This is a genomic window from Stieleria sp. JC731 (genome assembly GCF_020966635.1).
GTDB lineage: Bacteria > Planctomycetota > Planctomycetia > Pirellulales > Pirellulaceae > Stieleria.
In genome coordinates this window covers 163,894-183,699 of the sequence record NZ_JAJKFQ010000026.1, presented here as the reverse complement: position 1 = coordinate 183,699, position 19,806 = coordinate 163,894, and the positions used below count along the sequence as shown (strand labels likewise).

Here is a 19,806-nt window from a genome sequence, read left to right as displayed (position 1 = left end):
CGGAAGGTTTCAACGCGAATCAGCCTCACGCATGCGTGGAAACAAAAAACACGGGGTTTTTCGATTAGAGGGAATGAATACATGTGTAGGGGTTGATTTATTGAGTTTTTATATCTCTACACGGGTTTCACTCGGCAATTTGCGGGGTTTCAAAATTTCAAGGGGCAGCGTGAAATTAACTTGATCGATCGGAAGTTATCGATCGGATTGCGGATTAATTTCAAAGGCTCAATCGAGACTCAACCGCGAATCAACCGAACAGCTGTGAGGTGACTGCGCAGCACGAAAAAACCCCGTCAGATCTGATCTGACGGGGTTCGCGTTGGTCGGTTGTGTTGTGTTCGGCTAGCGTCCGCGCTGCGATCGTCGGAACGCTTCGGCCTGTCGGTGCGTTTCGTTTGCTGCATCGCATGCAGACCGTTTGAAACGCAACGTGTCAAACATATGTTTTTCCGCTTCCGTTGACGTTTCGAATCCTTCGCCCTCGATCGATGCAACGTCACCGAAGTTATCCTCAGGACCCCAGCACCATGTGCCGTGTCCGTGCTGCTGGATTGTGTAACCGTCGGTTAGGTGCAGGTCTGCGCCGGGGTTTAGTTTCGGTGGTTTTGTCATGTTTTATTCCTTTGTTATTCCTGTTTAGTGTCCAATTCCCGAGCGATTTTTAGCAATTCGTCGCTATCAATTGCGACTAAAAAACCTTCCTCATCGCCGTCTCGGGATCGATCGCTTGGATCGGCTGCGCCTACGCCGCACCATTCACCCGAGCCATTGCGATAGAGCGACAAATAGCCTAACGCCGCAGCGAGTTCGCTGGTTTCGATAACATCGAAGATAGGCTCAATCCCGTATTCGTCCCGACCGAGATACCGGTTGCCTTTGATGTAGTCAAAACAGTTGTAACCGTCGGGCGCTTCGCTCGGTTTTCCGTGTTCAATCCATCCCGCGCAGTCGACTAGATCTGGATCGATTGCCTGATCTTTCGTTAGCTGCTGGTTTCGCCTGATTATCAATTGGTGCTCCCTTTTGTTGGTGGTGATTAGTGTAACGGGTAGACAACGTCGATGTGACCTTCAGCACAGGCGGTACAGTTTCCGCACTTCGCGAGTGGGTTTTTCCGCTGTCCCAGTCTCGATCGGAAGTTAGCAGTCACTGCAGGGCAGACGATAGCCTTCCGACCGCTGCGCCGTGTCCGCTCAACCGCTAGGTTCCGCGCGTGATCGATTCGCTCGGTCATTGTGCGGCGCTTGTCTGTCGGATCGGCAAACGAGACTGCACCCGCTGCAGTGAAGAAACGCTCCCGAGTCTGCGCCGATTCGCGAATGACAACGAGCGATCCAGCTAGAGCGCGATAGAACCGCGCTTTGCTGTACGTCTCGACCGGAATGTGGACCGGGATTGAGTGTTTTTCGCACAGCTGCAGCAGCGCCCGAAACTGTGAAGCGAACAGCGAATCGCCGCGCACGCTATCGGGCTGCGGAAGGCTACCAGCTGTTGAGAAGCGAATCCAAGGGGGCGGCGCGCCGAGCAACACTAGCCGCTGGATCTCCAAAATTGCTACCCCGCAAACGAGCGCCGGCGGCATAGCTTCGTGACGTTCTAGCTTCGTTCGCAGCTGCTGCCGGTCTGGTCGGATCTCTAATCGCTCGGCATAGCAAGTTGAACCCTTATGGGTGCAACCGTCGTCACAGTTCGCGCCGCCAGATGTGCCGAAGTTAATCGAGATGCCACCCTCGATCGACTTGCTATAGCTGCCGATTACCGGCGCTGTTGAATGTTGAGTTTGCATTGTCTTCGCTCCTTCAGTTGCCAACATAGAAAAACCATTGCCCGCAATCGCCAAAATACAACCGTCCTGAGATTGTCCCCCGCTCCGCTTCTCGCTCATACGCTGCAGGATCGGACAGCAACCCGAGCGAATCAGCCTCACGGATATCGCCGCTGATAAATTGCAATAGAAGCGCGTTCACTTCGTGCGCATTCCATGCGTCAATCTCAGTTTGCTCCCATGCTCCAAACTCGGCGAAGTAGTCCCGCGCGGTCTGCAGCTGGTCATCGGCTGTGATCAATGGCGATTCTTCCGACCGGTCGACGGCATTTTGCCAAGTGACCGACCCGGCATCGCTCCCCAACTCGGCAACACTTGCCGAGTAATAAATCAGATCTGTCGCGCGTTCAACTAGCGCCGTTACGTTCAATTCCATCGTTTGCTATCCCGTGTTTTTGTGTGGTGCCGTTATTTGTAAAGACGTTGATTCTTTCGCGCTGGCTTGGGAGTGAACCGCAGACCGGGGTTCAGCTTGCGCAGCTGCAGAACTAGCTCACTGAATTTGAACCACTCGGCATCGGTGCGCGTTGGGAAGTGGTCAACGTGAATCAGCTGGCGCTGGGGATAGCCGCCCCCAAGATACCCTAGGTGTTTGCCGTTTTCGTGAATCTGAATCATGTGATCGGTGCTGAATGTTGCTTGTTTTTTTGCCATTGTATTGAGTCTCGTTTTGGGTGTTCTGTCTTGATCAGGACTAGCGGTCCTCGCGAATGGATACAACGTCTGAATAGATTGACCAGTCCTCGCGGAATACGTCACCGACAACGATGTGATCGAGTACGGTGATCCCAAGGAGGTTACCGGCATCGGTTATCCGGTCGGTTACCTGCAGATCTTCCCTGCTAGGCTTGGGGTCGCCTGACGGGTGATTGTGGGCTATCAGGATAGCCGAGCTATTAGCGAGAATTGCGGGCTGGAATACTTCGCGAGGATGAACTAGCGATGCATCGAGCGTTCCGGTTGTCACGACTGTAGCGCCAATTACTTTGTGCTTTGTGTCGAGCATAAATACAACGAACACCTCGCGCGCATCATCCCGTTCCGCGAAGTATTCACCGACAAATTGTCTCGCGGTTTGTGTTGATGTGATCGCCGTTCGATTGGATATCTTGCCTTCGCGGACTAGCGCGACACGGTATGCGTGAGAATATCGGTTTGCCATTGTATTGAGTCTCGTTTTGGGTGTTCTGTCTTGATCAGGACTAGGGAGGGTAAAAGTTAAACGTATTGGTGCAGCAAGTTTTGAATGCAACCGAAGGTTTGGATCTTGTAAATCTGATAGGAGGCAACCGCAGTACCGTCACCGGGTAAAACAAACTCGCTACCCGCTGCAGTGGCTTTCACACTGCGCGTTTTGTGGGGGTGGCGGATATCGGGACAATAACCGATCAACACTTCTTCGCCGTCTTGCAGCAGTTGCGTGACAATCTGCGCCGCGCGGACGGGTCGAGCGTTGTCAATTGCAGCCTGCAGCGCTCCAGTAAATGCTGGGTTAGCTTCCCGGTCACCTACGGCGCATCGGGTTCGTTCGCCAAACAAAACGCACTCGGCGTGAGTGATCAATTCGGGATAGCGGGCAAGAATCCATTCGACCCGTGAGCGCCAGCGGTGGATACAAGCCACGTTAAAGAAACTGAGTGCCAACCGTAGCTCGTTTGTATGCGCTGGATCGCAACCCGGTAGCGCTTCGCGGCATGCGTAGAACCGATCAAAGCAACGCGATAGCTCACTGGCGACGATGCCCGCGGTCTGGCTAGCCATTGCGATTGGTAGCCATTCGCCGTTTTGCTTCACTTCGATTCGATAGCGATATTGAAGCGAATTGACTAAACGGCATTCGAACCCCATATCGGCTACCCAGTCCCGCGCTGCAGCTGCAGTCATTCGGGTGTTTGCGTTTTCAAAATGGGAGCATTCGTTTTGTGTTGCGGTTTCCATGATTCAGTCCTCGTTATGCAAACGACCACGCAAGGAGATTCAATAGGGCGAGAACTAGGGCGATAGCTGCAAGCTTCGCTTCGCTGTCGTTTAGTCCGATTGACATTGCTTGTGACGTTTGCGGGGTGTTGGGCGGTCGGTCGAAGCAACCGATCCGCAGTCACTATCGACGCTAGCCCTACGCTTTTCTAGTCCTGTTACTCCCCTTTTCTGTCCTGCTCAGGACTCGCGCAGCACGCCCAAATACTAAGCCCAAATTGTTAGCACCCTCGAACGCCAGGTTTGGCACGCCTATTGCGGTAGGCGACAATGGCGTCGAATCGCACGCGAAACCGGCAATTGCTGCAGCCGGCGACACGCTACCGCCCGCGCCGTCGAGTCTTCACACGTTCTTCACATTGGGCGTCGCGGCAAAATCTTTCCAGTTTCATCGCGTTTGGCATGAAGGTTTCTTCACATTCAGGGCAATCGCAAAATGCGACGCCGTCTCAGAATGCGACTGCCCGGTCTCAAAATGCGACGGGTCCTCCCAACGGGGGTGGGGGTAGGTTCGCGAGCAGCTGACCGAACGAGAAAAACTGACACGTAGAAAATTTTGGGGAGGCTCACCACCACAATCGGCGGTTTTTCGAGGTTTTTTGCCCATCCCCCATCAGGAACTCACCCAAAAAGTTATTTTGATGCGATTCCATAAAAAAACGCCGGAAATCTATTCCCGGCGCGGCGATTGTCTGTTTGGGTCTGTTCAGGACTAGCGAAGGTTTAGCAGTGAGATTTTGAGACGGCGTCCATCCCTGCCCTCGCACCTCGTCACGCCGTAGCCCTTGGAATGCATGTAGACGGCAAACCAATACATGCTCACATCCCGTTCCAGTGTCATTGTGTGGCACCAGGACCCCACATTCACTTCCGACAGGCGGCTCTCGACATCCTGCAGATAGTTCCTGTGCTGCGACTCAAACATCCGGAGGGCAGCATCGATTGTCATTGTGTGGCACCAGGACCCCACATTCACTTCCGATAGGCGGCTCTCGACATCCTGCAGATAGTTCCTGTGATGCGACTCAAACATCCGAATGCCTGCATCGATCGGTGACTGTCCCGATTGAGCCTGGACAGGCTGCTGCTGCGGTGCCAGCTGCTTCGCCATGCGGTTGAACTTCTCACGCTCGTCCTTGATAACCGCTTGCAGGCTCCGGTTTTCTAGCTCCGAGTGTGCTAGCCGCTCATCCATGCGGTTGAACTTCGCGCGTTCGTTCTGGATGTCCACCGTCAGGTCCTCGATGGCTAGGTCCGCGTCTTCCAGCTGCTTCTCTAATTTCTCGGACTTCGCCTTCCAATTCCGAGCTTCGCGGATGATTGAGCGTTTGTCTGCTTCATGCTTCGCACGCTCCTTGTTGATTGCAACGAAGGCTTCATGTGATGCCTTCCGAAGTCGAACAACCTCAGACCGCAGCCCCTTGTTGACCATCTGCAGTGATGCGATGCGCTCCACATCTTCAGGATCACGAGCAGTGCGTACACGTTCCTGCAAGTTCGAGATCACCTTCGCCTGTGCGTTGGCGTGGGCGTTCAGATACCTGATCTCGGACGTCATCATGCTGATCTGCCGTTCGTTGTCGGCAAGCTTCTGCGAGTCCACAACCCCCTGCATCTGACGGATGGTCACCTCGGATTCCATGTGAGCGTTGTTGAACCGATCGGTGTCTGCCATCAGCTTGGTCGTCCCGAGTTCAGATTCAAGCGACTTGCAGCGATTCTTTAGCTGCTCACACTCTTCGCGGGCATGCACAAGGCATTCCACGACCGTGTCATGTTTCTTCCGCAGGTATTCGCGATCACCCTGCAACCGCTTCATCTCGTTCTGCAGCGACTCCTTGTCCTTATCCAACTGAGCCATTTGCGAAGCCATGTTAGCCAATCGGCGCGACTGCCTCTCAGACTTCTCGTTCAGTGCTGCACAGTCTTCTCGAAGCACTTTGTTGCTCGCTTCCAGCGTCTTGTTGTAGCACTCCAACTCAGACGTTTTACGCATCAAGGCTTCGTTATGATCCTTCACGCCGTTGAGCTTCAACTGCAAATATTCTGCCTTGTGTTCAAGCCTATGAATCTTGTCCTTGAGCAGCTGTTTCTCAGTCAGCTTATCAATAGCGATTACCATCGACATTTAGTTGTTCCCCGGTTCAAGGTTTGGTGGTTTGGTATCCTCGGTGTTCATGACATCGAGGCACAATCTGAGCGTGTAGTTGACGCTCTCCATCAATTCGTCGCGGATCGATTCATCGACCTTGCCTTCGTTGTCCGCGACCATCTGCAAGCAGGCTGCGCATCGTAGCGCGAGTTCTTTGGCGTTCATGTTTGAAGCTTCCCAATTAAGGCGTTAGTGATTGAATCTGCAGCGAAGTCGGTCGACCACCGCCGAAACTTCTCCGCTTCAACTTCGCAGCAAGCCGGTCCAACCAGGAACTTCACGGTCTTGTATTCGAAACTGCCGAAGTTTTCGAGAGTCTGTGTCAACTCGATGTTGATGTCCCGACCTTCTCCCATAGTTCGCAACCCTCCGCGAACTTGATGCTGGATGCGTTTAAGGATCTCGGGTGAAAGTGTCATTATCGGTGATTCCGTGGAAGGGTATGAGTGAAACGGGAAACAGTCAAGTTCAGGACTAGCAGGCCGACAAAGCTTCGCGGCGTTCCGCCATGACTTCGATGCGTGCTCGGTGCCCGACATTGGTCATGCGTTCCGTTAACCGCTTGATGCGACTGTGGGCTGTTCCGCGTGAGATCCCATACTCATTCGCAAGGTTCACCTGGACGAATCCGTGTCGCTTGTAGTCTGCGTAAAGCTTCCGATCGTCTTCGGACAGGATGTTCAGGATTCGATCCAGAACCTGCTCGTTGATCTCCTTCTCTTCTGCCTCTACTGCCTCTTCTTCTGGACCGAGGCTTTCGCTGAACACCTTGTCTTCGGGATGGATCGCTTGCGTTGGAATCCGCTTTGCAAACTTGCCGTCCTGGTTCCGCCGTTTGCTAATCCGAATCGGACCTGCTTCATCGCGGTCGAACACTGAGTTCAGCATCGATTGAAAGATGTAGGTGCTCGGTTTGGTTCCGCGATTCTCATCGAACTTGCGGACGGAATTGATGACTGCCTCAACTGCAAGTGACTCGCGTTCCTCTGCAGTCTGCTTGCACTTCGTCGAGCCTGAATTGCAGATCGACTCGATCGCATCAAGGTACTGGCGAATCAACATCATCAGTGATTCCTCACAGTTGTCCTCCTGCACATTCTTGATCAAGCGAAGTTGTTCATCATCGGATAGTTGGACTGACTTGATAAAGTCGCTAAGCATTTGCCGTTCCGTGGGAGATTTACTTAAAACCGATCTACGCCCTAAACAGGACTGTTTCTGAAATGTAGCTACGCGATGTTTTTAGTCAACTGCACTTCTGAGAAAACGAAGCAACGTCGGTTGAGGGGTCTGTAGACAGTTCTGTGTTAAGAAACGGTTATTCGCACCTACTGCCGTCAGGTTTGCTTTTGACCTTTGCGTTCATGCAAATAACTTCACTCGCTTTTCCAATCCACAAGCTGAATGTGTCAGTGAAGATGCAGTACAAAATCAGATTCATCAGGACGGGAAATGATGGTCCGTGGCTGATGAAAAAAGACAAGGCGATCAGTGAAGCGATCGCATACAAGAGCGTGGGCGTTGACGTAGAAGTTGTCCCACACCGAGTGAAGATTCGATATGACGGTGACCGATGCGCCGGTGATCAGATGCATGACGGTGAGCTACCGTCAGTGACGGTCGTTAGGGTCCGCTGCAATCCGGTCGAGGACTAGAAACTCACGTAAAAACGTGGTATTAAATGCAAAAAGCAGCGGTTTCATACGATTATGATTCCGCTGCTCTAACCAGCTGAGCTATGCCGCCTTTTTGTTTTTTGCAGTGCTTCCTGCGAGGCACATTATTTACAAAACATCCGGCTGCCCAACAAGGCCCGGATCGGCTTTCGATGCTCGGTTTTTTAACACTCGCTTCATCGACGTACCTGACTGTTTCGTACGTTTACCCTCAGCAAGTTCACGCCGTTTCGAAACATTTTCATCTTTGGTCGCCAATTCGGCTATCTCGACCTCGCTCCCGCTGCTCCGGTCAAGCTTTTCTCACTTTGAAGCTCCCTGCATCACGTTCCAATTGATCCGCTTCAGATTTCATGCTGAACCTAGTCAAAGTCGCCGAAATCGCCGTCACAGTCACCACTCCAGTCACTCGATGAATGGCCGTCAAAACCGCCGAGCGAGAAAATAGACGCGAGCAGCCCGACACCCAGAATGAGCGCCAGACCGACAAAAATCTGATTTTCCTGAATGAATTTTTCGATCATCTTACCCTCGCAATGTTCGCCAACTTTGACTCGAAAATCGCAAAATCGTACGTCAACATTTCCAGGCTCGATCGGCCTCCCATTTCTGTCACTCTATTTTCATCAATTCCAAGTACAGCCCTGCTTACAAAACGCTCCAAGGCGATTGGATGGGTCGTACCAGGTGGGACGCGATGTTGATTTAAAGCAACATCACCGTCGATCGACGGTGATACGTTACTCACCTTCGGCTAGCTGTCGAAATTCATCTTCAGAGAGCACCTTGACTCCCAGCTGGTTCGCTTTATCGAGCTTGCTGCCCGCCTTCTCCCCAGCGACCAGATAATCCGTGTTCTTACTGACGCTTCCCGATGCCCGACCGCCGAGTTGCTCGATCAGCTTTTTGATTTCATCACGTTTGTAGTGATTCAAAGTGCCTGTTACGACAAGCGTCTTGCCATCGAGCGGACGGTTGCCAGATTCAGATACCTCGACATCATCAAATAGTTTGACTTCGACATCGGCGAACTGCTGAATGATTTGCTGGCCATAGTCATCGTGCAAAAACTCATGCAAGCTCTCAGCGATCCGTTCGCCGATCTCGTGAATCGCTGCAAGGTCTTCCGTACTGGCTGCCTGCAGCGATTCGATGGTCGGATATTTCGCAGTGATCAGCTTCGCAACGCGCGGGCCAACGTGGCGAATCGAGATAGACGATAAGACGCGTGCAAGACCGCGCTGGCGACTTTTCTCGATGCCTTTGACGAGGTTCTCCGCATTGCGTTTTCCAAACTTAACTTCGACAAGCTTGCCATCTTTTCCTTTGCGCTGCTTCTTCCATTCGAGCTCGCTGAGTTGTTCGACTTGTAATCGATAAAGATCGGCGTAGCTGGAAACGAGTTCATGCGACAACAACAAATCAACGACTTCCTCACCCAACCCATCAATATCCATGCCGGTACGACTTCCGAAATAAATCAATCGTTGTTTCAGTTGGGCCGGGCACTGTGGGTTGGGACAGCGGATGTAGACCCCGCCTTCGTCACGAACTAGCTCGGTCGAACATTCGGGACACTGGTCAGGAAATTTGAACTTGCGCAGCGTTTTGGAACGCTCGTGTTTTTCAACGCGGACGACTTTGGGAATAATCTTGCCAGCCTTTTCAACCACGACGACGTCGCCCACACGTACGTCCAAACGTTCGATCTCGTCAGCATTGTGCAGCGAAGCACGCGAGACGGTTGTGTCGGCAATGTTGACCGGCTTTAAGTGAGCAACCGGAGTGATCGCGCCCGTTTTACCGACTTGAACGGTGATCTTTTCCAGGACCGTTGTGGCTTCATAGCGTTCGAATTTATAGGCAATCAACCAACGAGGACTTTTGCTGCGCATCCCCAGTTCGTCACGCTGCGCGAAATCGTTGACCTTGAAGACGATCCCATCGATCTCGAATGCCAAATCTGGCATCGCCTCTTCCAGTTTTTGCACTGCTGACAATGCGTCTTTCCAGTGCTTGAACTCTTTCACATCCGGAGTCATCGGAATTCCGTAGGAGGCGACCTCGCGAAGAAACTCCATGTGGTTTGTCGCTCGCAGTCCTTCGACTTGGCCGACGCCATGACAAAAGAAACGCAGGTTGCGCTGGGCCGCGATCGCCGGGTCGAGCAACCGAATTGTCCCCGCGGTGACGTTGCGAGTGTTCTTGTAAGGCTCACCACCAGAGGCGACTTGGCGATTGTTGAGCTCCGACAGATCCTCGTTTGTCATGTAGACTTCGCCACGGACTTCGAGCACGGCGGGTGCGGTATCGCCCGACGTTCGCAGCGGAAGATCACGGATCGTGCGTATGTTGTGCGTGATATCGTCACCGACGGCTCCGTTTCCACGCGTCAGGCCCCGAGTCAACTGCCCGTCTTCGTAGCGAATCGAAGCGGCGACCCCATCAATTTTGTACTCCATCACCCAACCGATTGCCTGCCCTTCGAGCAGCTTTTCGGTCCGCTCAAAATACGCTTGTAGCTCTTCGATGGAGTACGTGTTATCGATCGATAACATGGGAACGGAGTGTTCGACCTGTTCCAAATGTGGAACGGGTTCGTCGCCAATTCGCTGCGTTGGTGAGTCCGCGGTTAGTAGCTGCGGGTGCTGCTGTTCAAGCTGACGAAGTTCGTCCAGCAGCTGGTCGTATGCCAGGTCGGTGATGGTCGGTTGGGCGAGCACATAATACGCGTTGTCATGCTTGCGGATTTCGTCGCGAAGTTCATCCACTCGTTTCGCAGGATCAGCCATCAATATCACACTCAGAGCAAAAAGTCGGACTGTCTGACTGGACGTCGAATCGAGACGTCGAATCAAGTCACTATCATAGGCGATTAGGAAAGATCTGGGACGTAGGCTAAAGCCTTCCCCTTAAAACGATTGCTTTGCCGACCAAACATCCGTCTGTTCGCCTCGCCCTGTTCATCTCGTGCTTGCTTGGTTCACAATCGAACGCTAATTTCCATGCTCGAAACTGCCTCATCGTTGTAAAGTCTCATGACCGAACCGAAAATCGCGATCCGCTTGGACGCCTTGAAACTGCCATTGAAAAAGTCACTTGATGTGGCAGCCAGAATGGGCGTTGGCTCGGTTGAGTTAAACGGTCGTGGCGAAGTTCATCCGGATAGCTTGACCGAAACCGGTTTAAGACACCTGAAGAAGCTACTTGATGAACGCAACCTGCGTGTCGCCAGCCTCCGTTTTCAAACGCGTCGTGGGTATGACAATCCGCAAGACTTGCAACGGCGAATTGATGCGACGAAGTCAGCGATGCAGCTTGCCTACAAATTGGGCGCATCGGCCGTCATCAATCACATCGGTTACGTACCTGAAGAAATTACCGATCCTCGATATGAAACCTTGGAATCGGTGATGCAAGACCTCGGCCGTTACGGTGCACGTGTCGGGGCATTTTTAGCCGCTGAAACGGGGGCCGAATCAGGCGAGACTCTGGCGCAACTTTTGGATAGAGACGACGAAGGTTTCGTCGCGGTTGCTTTCAACCCCGGTCAGCTGGTCGTCAATCGCCATGATGCGATCGAATCATTAGCGAAGCTGAAATCCCGCGTCCAAGTCGTTTGTGCCACCGATGGCGTCCTGGACCTCGCTGCCGGGCGTGGAATTCGTGTTCCGATTGGCGAAGGCACCGTCGACTACCCGCATCTATTGGCAACACTCGACGACGCAGACTTTAGCGGACCGATGATCGTCGGCCGAGAAGACTCGACAATCGACGAGATCGCCCACGGCGTTTCCTACCTGCGAAATCTGGCAAGGTTTTAAACCGTCAACTGCAAGCCATCGCCCGCAGGTTGGACTCACTATCGGGCCGGAGTCCCGCGTTTGCGTTGGTACTTCTTGGCATTTTCGGCCTGTCCGGTCACTTCGTATAAAAACTGACTTGGGATTGTCGGCCGTGCCTTGCCCCATTTTCGGCGGGTCAACGCGAGTGACATGGTCAGTTTTTCCTGGGCGCGGGTGATTCCCACGTAGCAAAGACGACGCTCTTCGGCGATGTCTTCGTCACGTCCCGATTTAACGCTACGTGAATGTGGCAGCAGGCCTTCTTCGAGCCCAACCATGTAGACGACAGGGAACTCCAGTCCCTTGGCGGCGTGTAGCGTCAATAGCCACACCGCGTTTTGCATCGCTAGCTTGTCTTTCTCGTTTCCCATCTCACGCCCCGACAAAGCGATGTCGGCAAGGAACCCGGTCAAGTCAGCGTCATCGCGACCATCTTCGAAAGCCGAGATCGCGTTGGTAACCTCTCCCAACGACGCCATGCGGTTTTGACGATCTTCGGGTTCGTCGTACAAACGGTTGATTTCGTCGCTGTAAGCGGTTTGAGTCAGCAGGGTCTCCATCGCCGCCGCCAGCGAATCACTTTTAGCTCTTGTGTTGACGTCGGCGTGAATCGACTTGAGCTGCTCGACACCACGCTGTGCTGCTGGGGATAGATCGGCAACCAAATCTGGCTTCTGCATGATCTGCCAAATGGGAACGCCCGCGGCGACGGCATGTTCCATCAACGTCTTCACCGCTTTGGCACTGATGCCGCGTGCCGGTGTATTGATAACACGAAGCAACGAGACTTCATCGTCGGGTTGGTCGATCCACTTGAGGTAAGCGACCATGTCACGCACTTCGCGCCGATCAAAAAACGATTGGCTACCCAACATCACGTAGGGGACATTCGCTTTACGAAGCTCGGTTTCAAAGAGTCGTGGCTGTTCGTTGGTACGGAACAAGATCGCGATGTCGCGTGGTTGGATATGTTGGTTTTCGATCAGGTGTTTGATCTCACTAACAACCGATTGGGCCTCTTTGATTTCGTCTTTGTGCTGTGCGATACGCGGACGGATGCCATCGGGACGTGACGGACGCAGGACCTTGTCGTGCCGATACTTATTGAACTTGATCAGCCGGTTCGCCATTTCGAGGATCGAACCACAACTGCGATAGTTCGCCTCCAGACAAACGACTTTGGCATCCGGCCAATCGTTCTTAAAGTTCAGAATGTGAGTAACGTCGGCACCACGCCAGGCATAAATCGATTGATCGTCGTCACCGACCACACAGAGATTTCGGTGCGCACCGGCAAGGTGCCTTGTGATGCGATACTGACTACCGTTGGTATCTTGGTATTCATCGACAAGGACGTGATCAAACCGCTTGGCTTCTTCGTCGCGAATGCTGATGTGCTGATCGAAAAGCATCTCGGTCTGCAGCAATAGGTCGTCAAAGTCCATCGCGCCGCGGCTTTTCAAACCCTCCTGGTAACGTCGATAGCCCGCGGCGGCCAAATGCTCGCGGTCATTTGAAGCTTCCAAGGGAGCTCGATCGGGAAGGATCGAAGCGTTTTTCCAGTTGCTGATAATGTTCAGCAAGTCACCGGGCTTGAGCGCTGTGTTGGGCAGACGCAATTCGCGAAGCACCGCTCGAGCAAGCGACTCCTGATCGCTTCGGTCATAGATCGAAAATTTGTCGGGATAGCCCAGCGCTGTCGCGTGACGCCGAAGAACTTTGACGCAGTGTGCGTGAAAGGTGCTGATGGTTGGCTCAGGGCGTTTCTCGCCACGTTTTTTGCGTTTTTTCGAATACCCCAACAGCTCACCGATCCGCTCTTTCATTTCACCGGCGGCTTTATTGGTGAACGTGACTGCCAGAATCCGATCAGGAGACGTCCCATGTTTGATCAAATTGGCAATGCGAAACGTGACCACACGCGTTTTGCCCGTTCCGGCTCCGGCAAGCACCAACAATGGCCCCGACAATGTGTTGACCGCGTCTGATTGGGCGGGATTCAATCCGTGAGACAACGGGGATCCTGAGCGTGCGAGATGATGAGGTGGCCAGCGGCGATACGAATGGTCGCCAAAATTGAGCACCGTTGGCGTTCGGTACGTTCAGCTGAAATGCTAATGATTCCGCGGAAATCGGCAAGCGACGATCAGCAGATGACCTGTCCAGGCTCCGCAGTTCGGCAGATCCGTAAAATGCAGTCCCAGCTAGGTGACAATTTAGGTCAACGAGGATTTTGCCGCGCGTCGCAATTCGAGGGAGTCAATACCGCCTCGTTGCATAGCGCCAAAATAAAAAAAACGCTGGATGAGGAATGCCCCACCAGCGTTTCTTTGTTTTATTACGAACCCGACTGAACTGGTAAACGGTACTTCGAACCAATCAGCAACACGATTCGCCGCCCAGCCGTGCGTGTGCGTCCTGATCGAACGCTGAGGTCGATTTAGCGCTGAGCGTCCCGGTCGATCACTGGGTCAGCCGAACCGGTGGATAGCAGAACCAATGAACCCTGCTGTGGCTTGCCCGAATTTAAGAACGTTCGGTTGAAGGGAATGTAGTAGCAAGCGTAGGTACCGTTTGATGTATTCAGAACGTAGATCACGGAGTTTGCAACTGGGTTGTTGTTGCTGCTGGGGGCGTCGACCAGCCCGGTCACCATCATGTAGCCAGTGCCCTTGCCGGTTCCCAAGACGTCTTGGACGTTCACGGTGAAAAGGCCCATGAATTTGCCAAGCCGTGGATACATCACCGAACATTGCAACAGACCAGAATTGTGGTCGAGAACGAAAAGCCCCTCGGCTTCGTTGCTAATCAAACCGGTTGCCATCGAAAATTTTTCGCTGGAAATGGCGGCCGTTGCGTTGAGTGCTGGAAGTTTCCATTGGCCGACTTCGGTGCCCGAGCTGGTTTCACGCAGGGCTTGTGTTTGACCGGCGAAGTAAGCGGCAACAAATGTCGCCGCAAGTGTTGTTACCGCAAAAAAGACGGTAAGTTTCCGACCCTTTCGACGCGACGATAGATTTTCGATGCGCGATTCAGCCGACGACGTTTCGGCATTGGTTTCGGTTGGGATCAAGGTCATGAACGAAGCTCCAGACGAACGGTTTGAATGTCGAAGACGAGCCTGACAAGCAGTTGAGGGGCCGGACAAGCGGTTGACGGGGAATTGTAGCGCAGGCGGAGGATCTTTACGATTGCAACCTGCTGAGATTTTTTCCCCTTGAAGCGTTTATTGTCTCCCTTCGCATCACCGAGGTCAACAAAACCGCCATGGCTCTGAATGAACCCCTAAACCGCAAGCTCCGAATGGCACTGGTTGGCGGAGGACAAGGCTCCTTTATTGGCCGCGTTCACTCCATTGCCGCTTGCTTAGACAATCGCGCTGAATTGGTTGCCGGTGCACTGAGCAGCAATCCCGAACGTGCGAAGGCATCCGCGCCCGATTACGGAATCGCCGAAGACCGAGCTTACACCAGCTATCAAGAAATGCTGGACGCAGAACTGAAGCTTCCCGAGGGCGAACGGATCGACTTCGTCAGCATCGCCACGCCAAACCACGTTCACTTCGAAGTTGCCGACGCGGCAATCAAAGCCGGCTTTAACGTCGTTTGCGACAAGCCGATGACGTTCGATTTGGCCCAAGCGGAACAGTTGCTGCAAACGCTTCAAAACAGCGATGTCGTTTTTGCGCTCTCGCACAACTACACCGGTTATCCCCTGATTCGCCAAGCTCGCGAAATGATCGCCAGCGGTGAACTGGGCGAGATCAACGCCGTTCGTGCCCAGTACATCCAAGGTTGGTTGCGTACATCGCTTGAAGCCGAAGATCAAAAGCAAGCGGCATGGCGAACTGACCCAAGCAAGAGTGGCGCTGCGGGAGCCTTCGGTGACATCGCGACGCACGCTTACAACCTCGGTCGCTACATGACCGGACTGTTGCCCGATCAGGTTAGCTGCAGCTTGAAGGCGTTTGTCGAAGGCCGAAAACTTGACGACTATGGCACCGCAGTGATTCGTTATGAAAACGGAGCTTTGGGGACCGTCACCGCATCACAGATCAGCCATGGCCGCGAAAACGATCTCGAAATCGAAATCGACGGCACCAAAGGTTCTTTGAAGTGGCGGCAAGAAAACCCGAACGAGATGATCTTCCGCCAAAACGGGAAGGCTCATCAAATCCTCACCCGTGACCCCAACGCACCTTTCATGAATTCGATGGGGGCTGCGGCTTGCCGTTTGCCATCGGGACACCCCGAAGCATTCTTTGAAGCGTTTGCCAACGTCTACGCTGCGGCGTTTGACGCGATGGCAAAGCGTGCCGCTGGTGATAAAGTCGAGCAGAAAGACACGGTCTACACCAACTGCTACGACGGTGTCGAAGGCATGTACTTCATTCAGCAGTGTGTCGCCAGCAGCAGCGAAAATGCGGCTTGGTTGCCTCTGAAGCACGAAGCCGCTCGTCGATAGTCGACGGGTAGGTAGCACAAAGTCTTGGGCCTAACAGATCGGCCCTTGCGTTACCCGCCTGAAAATCGAACGCAAACGCAGCGATATGCGTTTGCCAATTGAAGTGACCGGTTCAAGCGAGAATTAGAAAACTGATGTCCGCCTCACCGAGTCGCGTTGCCGTAATCATGCCCGCTGCAGGAAGCGGGCGCCGATTTGGTTCGGAGCGAAATAAGTTATTCGCTCAATTGGACGGCAAACCCATCTGGCAACAAACAGCTGAAATGCTTCGGCGACATCCAGCTGTCGTACGTCTGGTGATGCCGATTTCAGACGATGACCGTGACTACTTTGAAAACGAGAAGTCCCGTGTTATCGAGCAACTACAGATCGAGATTGTTCGAGGTGGCGCGGAGCGAACCGATAGCGTCGGATCGGGTCTAGATCATCTAGCGACAGACAACGACATCGATTTGGTAGCGATCCACGATGCGGCCAGACCACTGGTTCACACGGATGAATTGCAACGAGTTTTCGAAAAGGCCCTGCAGTGTGGTGCGGCAATCCTGGCTTCGCCGATGACGGCAACGGTCAAACAATCACTTGACCAAGGCAGTTCATGTTCGACGATTGATCGAAGCATCTTGTGGATGGCACAGACACCCCAGGTTTTTAAACCGGACGTTTTACGTCAAGCTTATAAGCGTCACCGTGGACGGCCGGCCACCGACGATGCCGAGTTGGTCTCACGCACTGGCGTGAACGTTGCCTTAGTCGAATGCTCCGCCGAAAACCTAAAAATCACACACCCAGGCGACCTGACGGTTGCCGAAGCCATAGTGCAAAGTCGAAAAGCAAAACGCGATGAGTGAAAAAGACCTGATTTCAGAACTACGTTGGCGTGGATTGATTCATCAGACCACCGACGAAGATGGCTTGGCGAAATTGCTGCAATCGGGCCCGCAAACCGTCTACATCGGATTTGACCCCACCGCATCATCGTTGCACGTCGGCTCGTTGATGCAATTGATGATGCTTCGCCGGTTTCAAAATGCCGGTCACCGTCCGATCGCCTTGGTCGGTGGCGCGACAGGGATGATCGGTGACCCCAGTGGCAAAAGCGAAGAACGCAACCTGCTGTCCGCCGATCAACTGGCTGCGAACGTCGCTGGCATCGAATCTCAAATGCGGCAACATCTGCGATTCGAAGGCGACCAAGCCGCGATGCTGCTTAACAATTTCGACTGGATGAAGGACTACAGCTACCTGGAATTCCTTCGTGACATCGGCAAAAACTTTCCCGTCGGAGCGATGATGGGCAAAGAATCTGTGCGTGCTCGTTTGGGCAGCGATGCCGGACTGAGCTACACGGAATTCAGTTATATGCTGCTGCAGGCATATGACTTCGTTTACTTGTGCAAACATCACGACTGTCGAATCCAAGCCGGTGGCAGCGATCAATGGGGCAACGTCACCGCTGGGATCGACTTGGCCCGACGGATGTTGTCAAAGCAGGTGTACGGAATCACCGCGCCGCTGCTGACGACGACCGATGGCCGGAAAATGGGCAAGACGGAGAAAGGCACCGTTTGGCTCGATCCCGAACGCACCAGCCCTTACGAGTTCTATCAGTACTGGGTCAATGTCGATGACAATGACGTTATGCGATGCATCGCGTACCTGACCGAAATCGAGCGTGAAGAGTACGACGAACTGGCCGAAGTGACGCAGTCCGATCCGGCTCGCCGTACCGCTCAAAAGCGTCTGGCCGAATGGTTGGTCGAATTTGTTCACGGTGACGCCGGCCTCCGTTCGGCTCAATCGGCCAGCAAAGTTCTATTCGGTGGCGAAATCGAAGCCATGGACGACCAGCAATTGGGCCAAATTTTTGCGGATGTTCCCAACAAGCAGCTCTCCCGCGACATGCTCTCGGGGGAGGGGCTTTGGATCGTCGAAGCATTCCAACTTGCCGGATTGGCATCCAGCAGCAGTGACGCAAGGCGAGGCATCAAGGAAGGGGGCGCGTACCTGAATAATAAGCGCGTAACCGACATGAACCTCAAATTGACCGAATCTGACCTCGCAAGTGAGACTGTGATGGTGCTGCGGCGCGGTAAAAAGAAGTACGCTCTGTTAAAATTTGCGTGATCGGTCGTCCTTCGCGTCTTGCGTTTTGACGATCGAAACCTTTTCGCACAGCGATGGTTTCATCATCTATGAACGCACAAAAACTTTTCGTCCGCGGCATTTTCGCCGCTTCGCTAATTTTCACCCCCACATCCGCCTTCGCTCAGCGAGGAAATGATGAAGGTGGAGGCCGTGGCGGATTTCGTGGCGGACCTCCCGGAGGGGGCTTCCCTGGGGGTGGATTTCCCAGCGGTGGGCCTTCCGGCGGAGGCTTTCGTGGCGGTCCTCCCGGTGGCGGATTCCCCGGTGGACCTCCCGGTGGTGGGGGTGACCGCGGTGGCGATCGGGGCGGGCGTGGTGGAAGCCGGGGCGGATTTGATCCCAGCAGTTTCCTGACTCGCTTGGACCGAAACGGCAACGGAACCATTGATCCCGACGAACAGCAAGGCCCGGCGCAGTTTCTGATCCAGCGTCTGCAATCGACTGATTCGAGCATCAAACCGGGCCAGCCGATTTCGATCAAACGGGTCACCGAAGCGTTCCAAAAAATGCGTGAAGGTGGCGGTGACGATTCCTCTCGTGGCGGCTCACGTTCCAACGGTGATGAAGGGCTAACCCCTGAACTTTTGGTTCCCGGCTTCGGCATGGAAGAAGACGAAGAGGCCGCACCCACCCTGCTCGGCTTTGGGGCTGCTGCGGAAATGATGTCCGTTGCCGTGACAGAAAAAGACCGTGAAGACGCGCGGAATACGATCCGACGCTATGACCGAAACCGCAATGGCGTGCTGGACAAGAACGAGATTTCGAGCCGCATGTCAGGCAACCCATTGGATTTCGATCGCAACAAAGATGGACGCCTGACCGAAGGCGAACTGGCCGTTCGCTATGCGCGTCGTCGTGAAACGGCAGAAGATTCCGGACGCGATAATCGCAATCGAGATCGCGGTCGCGACCGTGGTGGCGAAGCCGAAATCGTTGACGTTTATGGCGGACGAAAATCCTATCGAGTGCTGACCGAGGCGGATTTGCCAAAGGACCTGCCGGGCTACTTTGCCGACAAAGACGAAAACCGCGATGGCCAGATCGAAATGGCTGAGTTTGCCGAGAAGTGGGACGACCAAACGGTTGAAGAATTCTTTCGTTCGGATTTAAACCGCGATGGATTTATCACGATCTCGGAAGCCTACCAAGCTGTCGAAGAAAACGCCTCGTCGGCCAGCAGTGGATCCATGGCGTCCAGCCGTGGTGATACGGACTCATCTCCACGAGCAGCCGCTGCTTCATCAGGTCCGGTTGGCGAAGTCGACGAGAAGATGATGGCTTATGCCGAGCGCATTATCGGTCGCTATGACAAGAACAACGACAAGCAGTTGGTCAAAAGCGAATACGAAAAGATGTTGATGAGCCCTATCGAAGCGGACGCAAACAAAGACGCGATCGTGACAGTCAAAGAGTACGCATACTGGATGCAGTCACGCCGAAGCCGCTAGGCCGTTTGGAAGACATTGAACCGCACGCTGGCGCGTTGCGGCTGATAGCGACGATCCAAACTGAGCCGGTATCGCGCTAGCGACGGTTGCATGGATTTGGCGCCGATCAATCCTGCCCGCCTAACCGCACGCTGGCGCGTCGCGGCTGATCATGTATCACCATCGCCGAAATCTTATCAGCCGCAGAGCGCTAGCTCGCGGTTCGCAACGGGCGTTGGTCGACGATCCCACCCAACCGCACGCTGGCGCTTTGGGGCTGATAGCAACC

At 53.8% G+C, this 19,806-nt stretch carries 20 protein-coding genes; 6 read left to right on the top strand and 14 right to left on the bottom strand.

Annotated features, from left to right (window positions below; genetic code table 11):
- Positions 1-345: 345 nt before the first annotated feature.
- From LOC67_RS23355 to LOC67_RS23310, 10 genes are all read right to left on the bottom strand, one after another.
- Positions 346-615, bottom strand: a complete 270-nt coding sequence (locus tag LOC67_RS23355; RefSeq protein ID WP_230265254.1) for a hypothetical protein — start codon at positions 613-615, stop codon at positions 346-348.
- Between the two features lie 14 nt (positions 616-629).
- Complete coding sequence (locus LOC67_RS23350; protein WP_230265253.1) at positions 630-1,013, bottom strand: hypothetical protein; 384 nt, start codon at positions 1,011-1,013, stop codon at positions 630-632.
- Positions 1,014-1,802: 789 nt separating this feature from the next.
- The gene (locus tag LOC67_RS23345; RefSeq protein ID WP_230265252.1) at positions 1,803-2,204 is read right to left on the bottom strand and encodes a hypothetical protein; all 402 of its coding nucleotides are present in this window, start codon (positions 2,202-2,204) and stop codon (positions 1,803-1,805) included.
- 32 nt (positions 2,205-2,236) lie between these two features.
- Positions 2,237-2,482 carry a hypothetical protein gene (locus LOC67_RS23340; RefSeq protein WP_230265251.1) on the bottom strand — a complete coding sequence of 82 codons (246 nt, stop codon included), beginning with the start codon at positions 2,480-2,482 and terminating at the stop codon, positions 2,237-2,239.
- Positions 2,483-2,522: 40 nt separating this feature from the next.
- Positions 2,523-2,990, bottom strand: a complete 468-nt coding sequence (locus LOC67_RS23335; protein ID WP_230265250.1) for a RadC family protein — start codon at positions 2,988-2,990, stop codon at positions 2,523-2,525.
- A gap of 56 nt (positions 2,991-3,046) precedes the next feature.
- A complete protein-coding gene (locus LOC67_RS23330) occupies positions 3,047-3,712 on the bottom strand; it encodes a hypothetical protein (protein WP_230265249.1) in 666 nt (221 codons plus the stop codon).
- 805 nt (positions 3,713-4,517) lie between these two features.
- Positions 4,518-5,933, bottom strand: coding sequence for a hypothetical protein (locus LOC67_RS23325; protein WP_230265248.1), 1,416 nt, complete (start codon positions 5,931-5,933; stop codon positions 4,518-4,520).
- Positions 5,934-6,122 carry a hypothetical protein gene (locus LOC67_RS23320; RefSeq protein WP_230265247.1) on the bottom strand — a complete coding sequence of 63 codons (189 nt, stop codon included), beginning with the start codon at positions 6,120-6,122 and terminating at the stop codon, positions 5,934-5,936.
- Positions 6,119-6,376 carry a hypothetical protein gene (locus tag LOC67_RS23315; RefSeq protein ID WP_230265246.1) on the bottom strand — a complete coding sequence of 86 codons (258 nt, stop codon included), beginning with the start codon at positions 6,374-6,376 and terminating at the stop codon, positions 6,119-6,121. Before LOC67_RS23315 ends, LOC67_RS23320 begins: the two co-directional genes overlap by 4 nt.
- Positions 6,377-6,431: 55 nt before the next feature.
- Positions 6,432-7,118 carry a sigma-70 family RNA polymerase sigma factor gene (locus LOC67_RS23310; protein WP_230265245.1) on the bottom strand — a complete coding sequence of 229 codons (687 nt, stop codon included), beginning with the start codon at positions 7,116-7,118 and terminating at the stop codon, positions 6,432-6,434.
- A 308-nt stretch (positions 7,119-7,426) separates the two neighbouring features.
- Here LOC67_RS23310 and LOC67_RS23305 point away from each other — a divergent pair, with 308 nt between their 5' ends.
- Positions 7,427-7,612 (top strand): hypothetical protein, encoded by a 186-nt coding sequence (locus LOC67_RS23305; protein ID WP_230265244.1) that lies wholly within the window; start codon positions 7,427-7,429, stop codon positions 7,610-7,612.
- A gap of 383 nt (positions 7,613-7,995) precedes the next feature.
- Here LOC67_RS23305 and LOC67_RS23300 read toward each other — a convergent pair whose 3' ends face one another.
- Positions 7,996-8,157, bottom strand: coding sequence for a hypothetical protein (locus LOC67_RS23300; RefSeq protein WP_230265243.1), 162 nt, complete (start codon positions 8,155-8,157; stop codon positions 7,996-7,998).
- A gap of 216 nt (positions 8,158-8,373) precedes the next feature.
- Positions 8,374-10,425, bottom strand: coding sequence for an NAD-dependent DNA ligase LigA (gene ligA, locus LOC67_RS23295; RefSeq protein ID WP_230265242.1), 2,052 nt, complete (start codon positions 10,423-10,425; stop codon positions 8,374-8,376).
- A gap of 246 nt (positions 10,426-10,671) precedes the next feature.
- Here ligA and LOC67_RS23290 point away from each other — a divergent pair, with 246 nt between their 5' ends.
- On the top strand, positions 10,672-11,457 hold the full coding sequence (locus LOC67_RS23290; RefSeq protein ID WP_230265241.1) for a sugar phosphate isomerase/epimerase family protein: 786 nt from the start codon (positions 10,672-10,674) through the stop codon (positions 11,455-11,457).
- Positions 11,458-11,495: 38 nt separating this feature from the next.
- On the opposite strand, the gene LOC67_RS23285 is transcribed toward LOC67_RS23290, so the two are convergent.
- Entirely contained in the window at positions 11,496-13,493 is a 1,998-nt protein-coding gene (locus LOC67_RS23285; RefSeq protein WP_230265240.1) for an ATP-dependent helicase, read from the bottom strand.
- A gap of 425 nt (positions 13,494-13,918) precedes the next feature.
- Positions 13,919-14,557, bottom strand: a complete 639-nt coding sequence (locus LOC67_RS23280) for a hypothetical protein (RefSeq protein ID WP_230265239.1) — start codon at positions 14,555-14,557, stop codon at positions 13,919-13,921.
- 188 nt (positions 14,558-14,745) lie between these two features.
- Here LOC67_RS23280 and LOC67_RS23275 point away from each other — a divergent pair, with 188 nt between their 5' ends.
- The 4 genes from LOC67_RS23275 to LOC67_RS23260 all read left to right on the top strand — a co-directional run bounded on the left by LOC67_RS23275 (position 14,746) and on the right by LOC67_RS23260 (position 19,538).
- The gene (locus tag LOC67_RS23275; RefSeq protein WP_230265238.1) at positions 14,746-15,942 is read left to right on the top strand and encodes a Gfo/Idh/MocA family protein; all 1,197 of its coding nucleotides are present in this window, start codon (positions 14,746-14,748) and stop codon (positions 15,940-15,942) included.
- Between the two features lie 134 nt (positions 15,943-16,076).
- Positions 16,077-16,793, top strand: coding sequence for a 2-C-methyl-D-erythritol 4-phosphate cytidylyltransferase (ispD, locus tag LOC67_RS23270; protein WP_230265237.1), 717 nt, complete (start codon positions 16,077-16,079; stop codon positions 16,791-16,793).
- The gene (gene tyrS, locus LOC67_RS23265) at positions 16,786-18,069 is read left to right on the top strand and encodes a tyrosine--tRNA ligase (RefSeq protein WP_230265236.1); all 1,284 of its coding nucleotides are present in this window, start codon (positions 16,786-16,788) and stop codon (positions 18,067-18,069) included. The genes ispD and tyrS overlap by 8 nt, the downstream gene beginning before the upstream one ends.
- Before the next feature lie 68 nt (positions 18,070-18,137).
- Positions 18,138-19,538, top strand: coding sequence for an EF-hand domain-containing protein (locus LOC67_RS23260; protein ID WP_230265235.1), 1,401 nt, complete (start codon positions 18,138-18,140; stop codon positions 19,536-19,538).
- The last annotated feature ends 268 nt before the right edge of the window (positions 19,539-19,806 follow it).

Excerpts from the sequence above, each read along its gene's own strand:
- LOC67_RS23325 (WP_230265248.1), bottom strand. The coding sequence starts at position 5,933 with ATGTCGATGGTAATCGCTATTGATAAGCTGACTGAGAAACAGCTGCTC.
- LOC67_RS23315 (WP_230265246.1), bottom strand. The coding sequence starts at position 6,376 with ATGACACTTTCACCCGAGATCCTTAAACGCATCCAGCATCAAGTTCGC.
- LOC67_RS23275 (WP_230265238.1), top strand. The coding sequence starts at position 14,746 with ATGGCTCTGAATGAACCCCTAAACCGCAAGCTCCGAATGGCACTGGTT.
- LOC67_RS23260 (WP_230265235.1), top strand. The coding sequence starts at position 18,138 with ATGAACGCACAAAAACTTTTCGTCCGCGGCATTTTCGCCGCTTCGCTA.
- LOC67_RS23280 (WP_230265239.1), bottom strand. The coding sequence starts at position 14,557 with ATGACCTTGATCCCAACCGAAACCAATGCCGAAACGTCGTCGGCTGAA.
- LOC67_RS23310 (WP_230265245.1), bottom strand. The coding sequence starts at position 7,118 with ATGCTTAGCGACTTTATCAAGTCAGTCCAACTATCCGATGATGAACAA.
- ligA (WP_230265242.1), bottom strand. The coding sequence starts at position 10,425 with ATGGCTGATCCTGCGAAACGAGTGGATGAACTTCGCGACGAAATCCGC.
- LOC67_RS23305 (WP_230265244.1), top strand. The coding sequence starts at position 7,427 with ATGAAAAAAGACAAGGCGATCAGTGAAGCGATCGCATACAAGAGCGTG.
- tyrS (WP_230265236.1), top strand. The coding sequence starts at position 16,786 with ATGAGTGAAAAAGACCTGATTTCAGAACTACGTTGGCGTGGATTGATT.
- LOC67_RS23290 (WP_230265241.1), top strand. The coding sequence starts at position 10,672 with ATGACCGAACCGAAAATCGCGATCCGCTTGGACGCCTTGAAACTGCCA.
- LOC67_RS23345 (WP_230265252.1), bottom strand. The coding sequence starts at position 2,204 with ATGGAATTGAACGTAACGGCGCTAGTTGAACGCGCGACAGATCTGATT.
- LOC67_RS23330 (WP_230265249.1), bottom strand. The coding sequence starts at position 3,712 with ATGACTGCAGCTGCAGCGCGGGACTGGGTAGCCGATATGGGGTTCGAA.
- LOC67_RS23335 (WP_230265250.1), bottom strand. The coding sequence starts at position 2,990 with ATGGCAAACCGATATTCTCACGCATACCGTGTCGCGCTAGTCCGCGAA.
- LOC67_RS23320 (WP_230265247.1), bottom strand. The coding sequence starts at position 6,122 with ATGAACGCCAAAGAACTCGCGCTACGATGCGCAGCCTGCTTGCAGATG.
- LOC67_RS23355 (WP_230265254.1), bottom strand. The coding sequence starts at position 615 with ATGACAAAACCACCGAAACTAAACCCCGGCGCAGACCTGCACCTAACC.
- ispD (WP_230265237.1), top strand. The coding sequence starts at position 16,077 with ATGTCCGCCTCACCGAGTCGCGTTGCCGTAATCATGCCCGCTGCAGGA.
- LOC67_RS23300 (WP_230265243.1), bottom strand. The coding sequence starts at position 8,157 with ATGATCGAAAAATTCATTCAGGAAAATCAGATTTTTGTCGGTCTGGCG.
- LOC67_RS23340 (WP_230265251.1), bottom strand. The coding sequence starts at position 2,482 with ATGGCAAAAAAACAAGCAACATTCAGCACCGATCACATGATTCAGATT.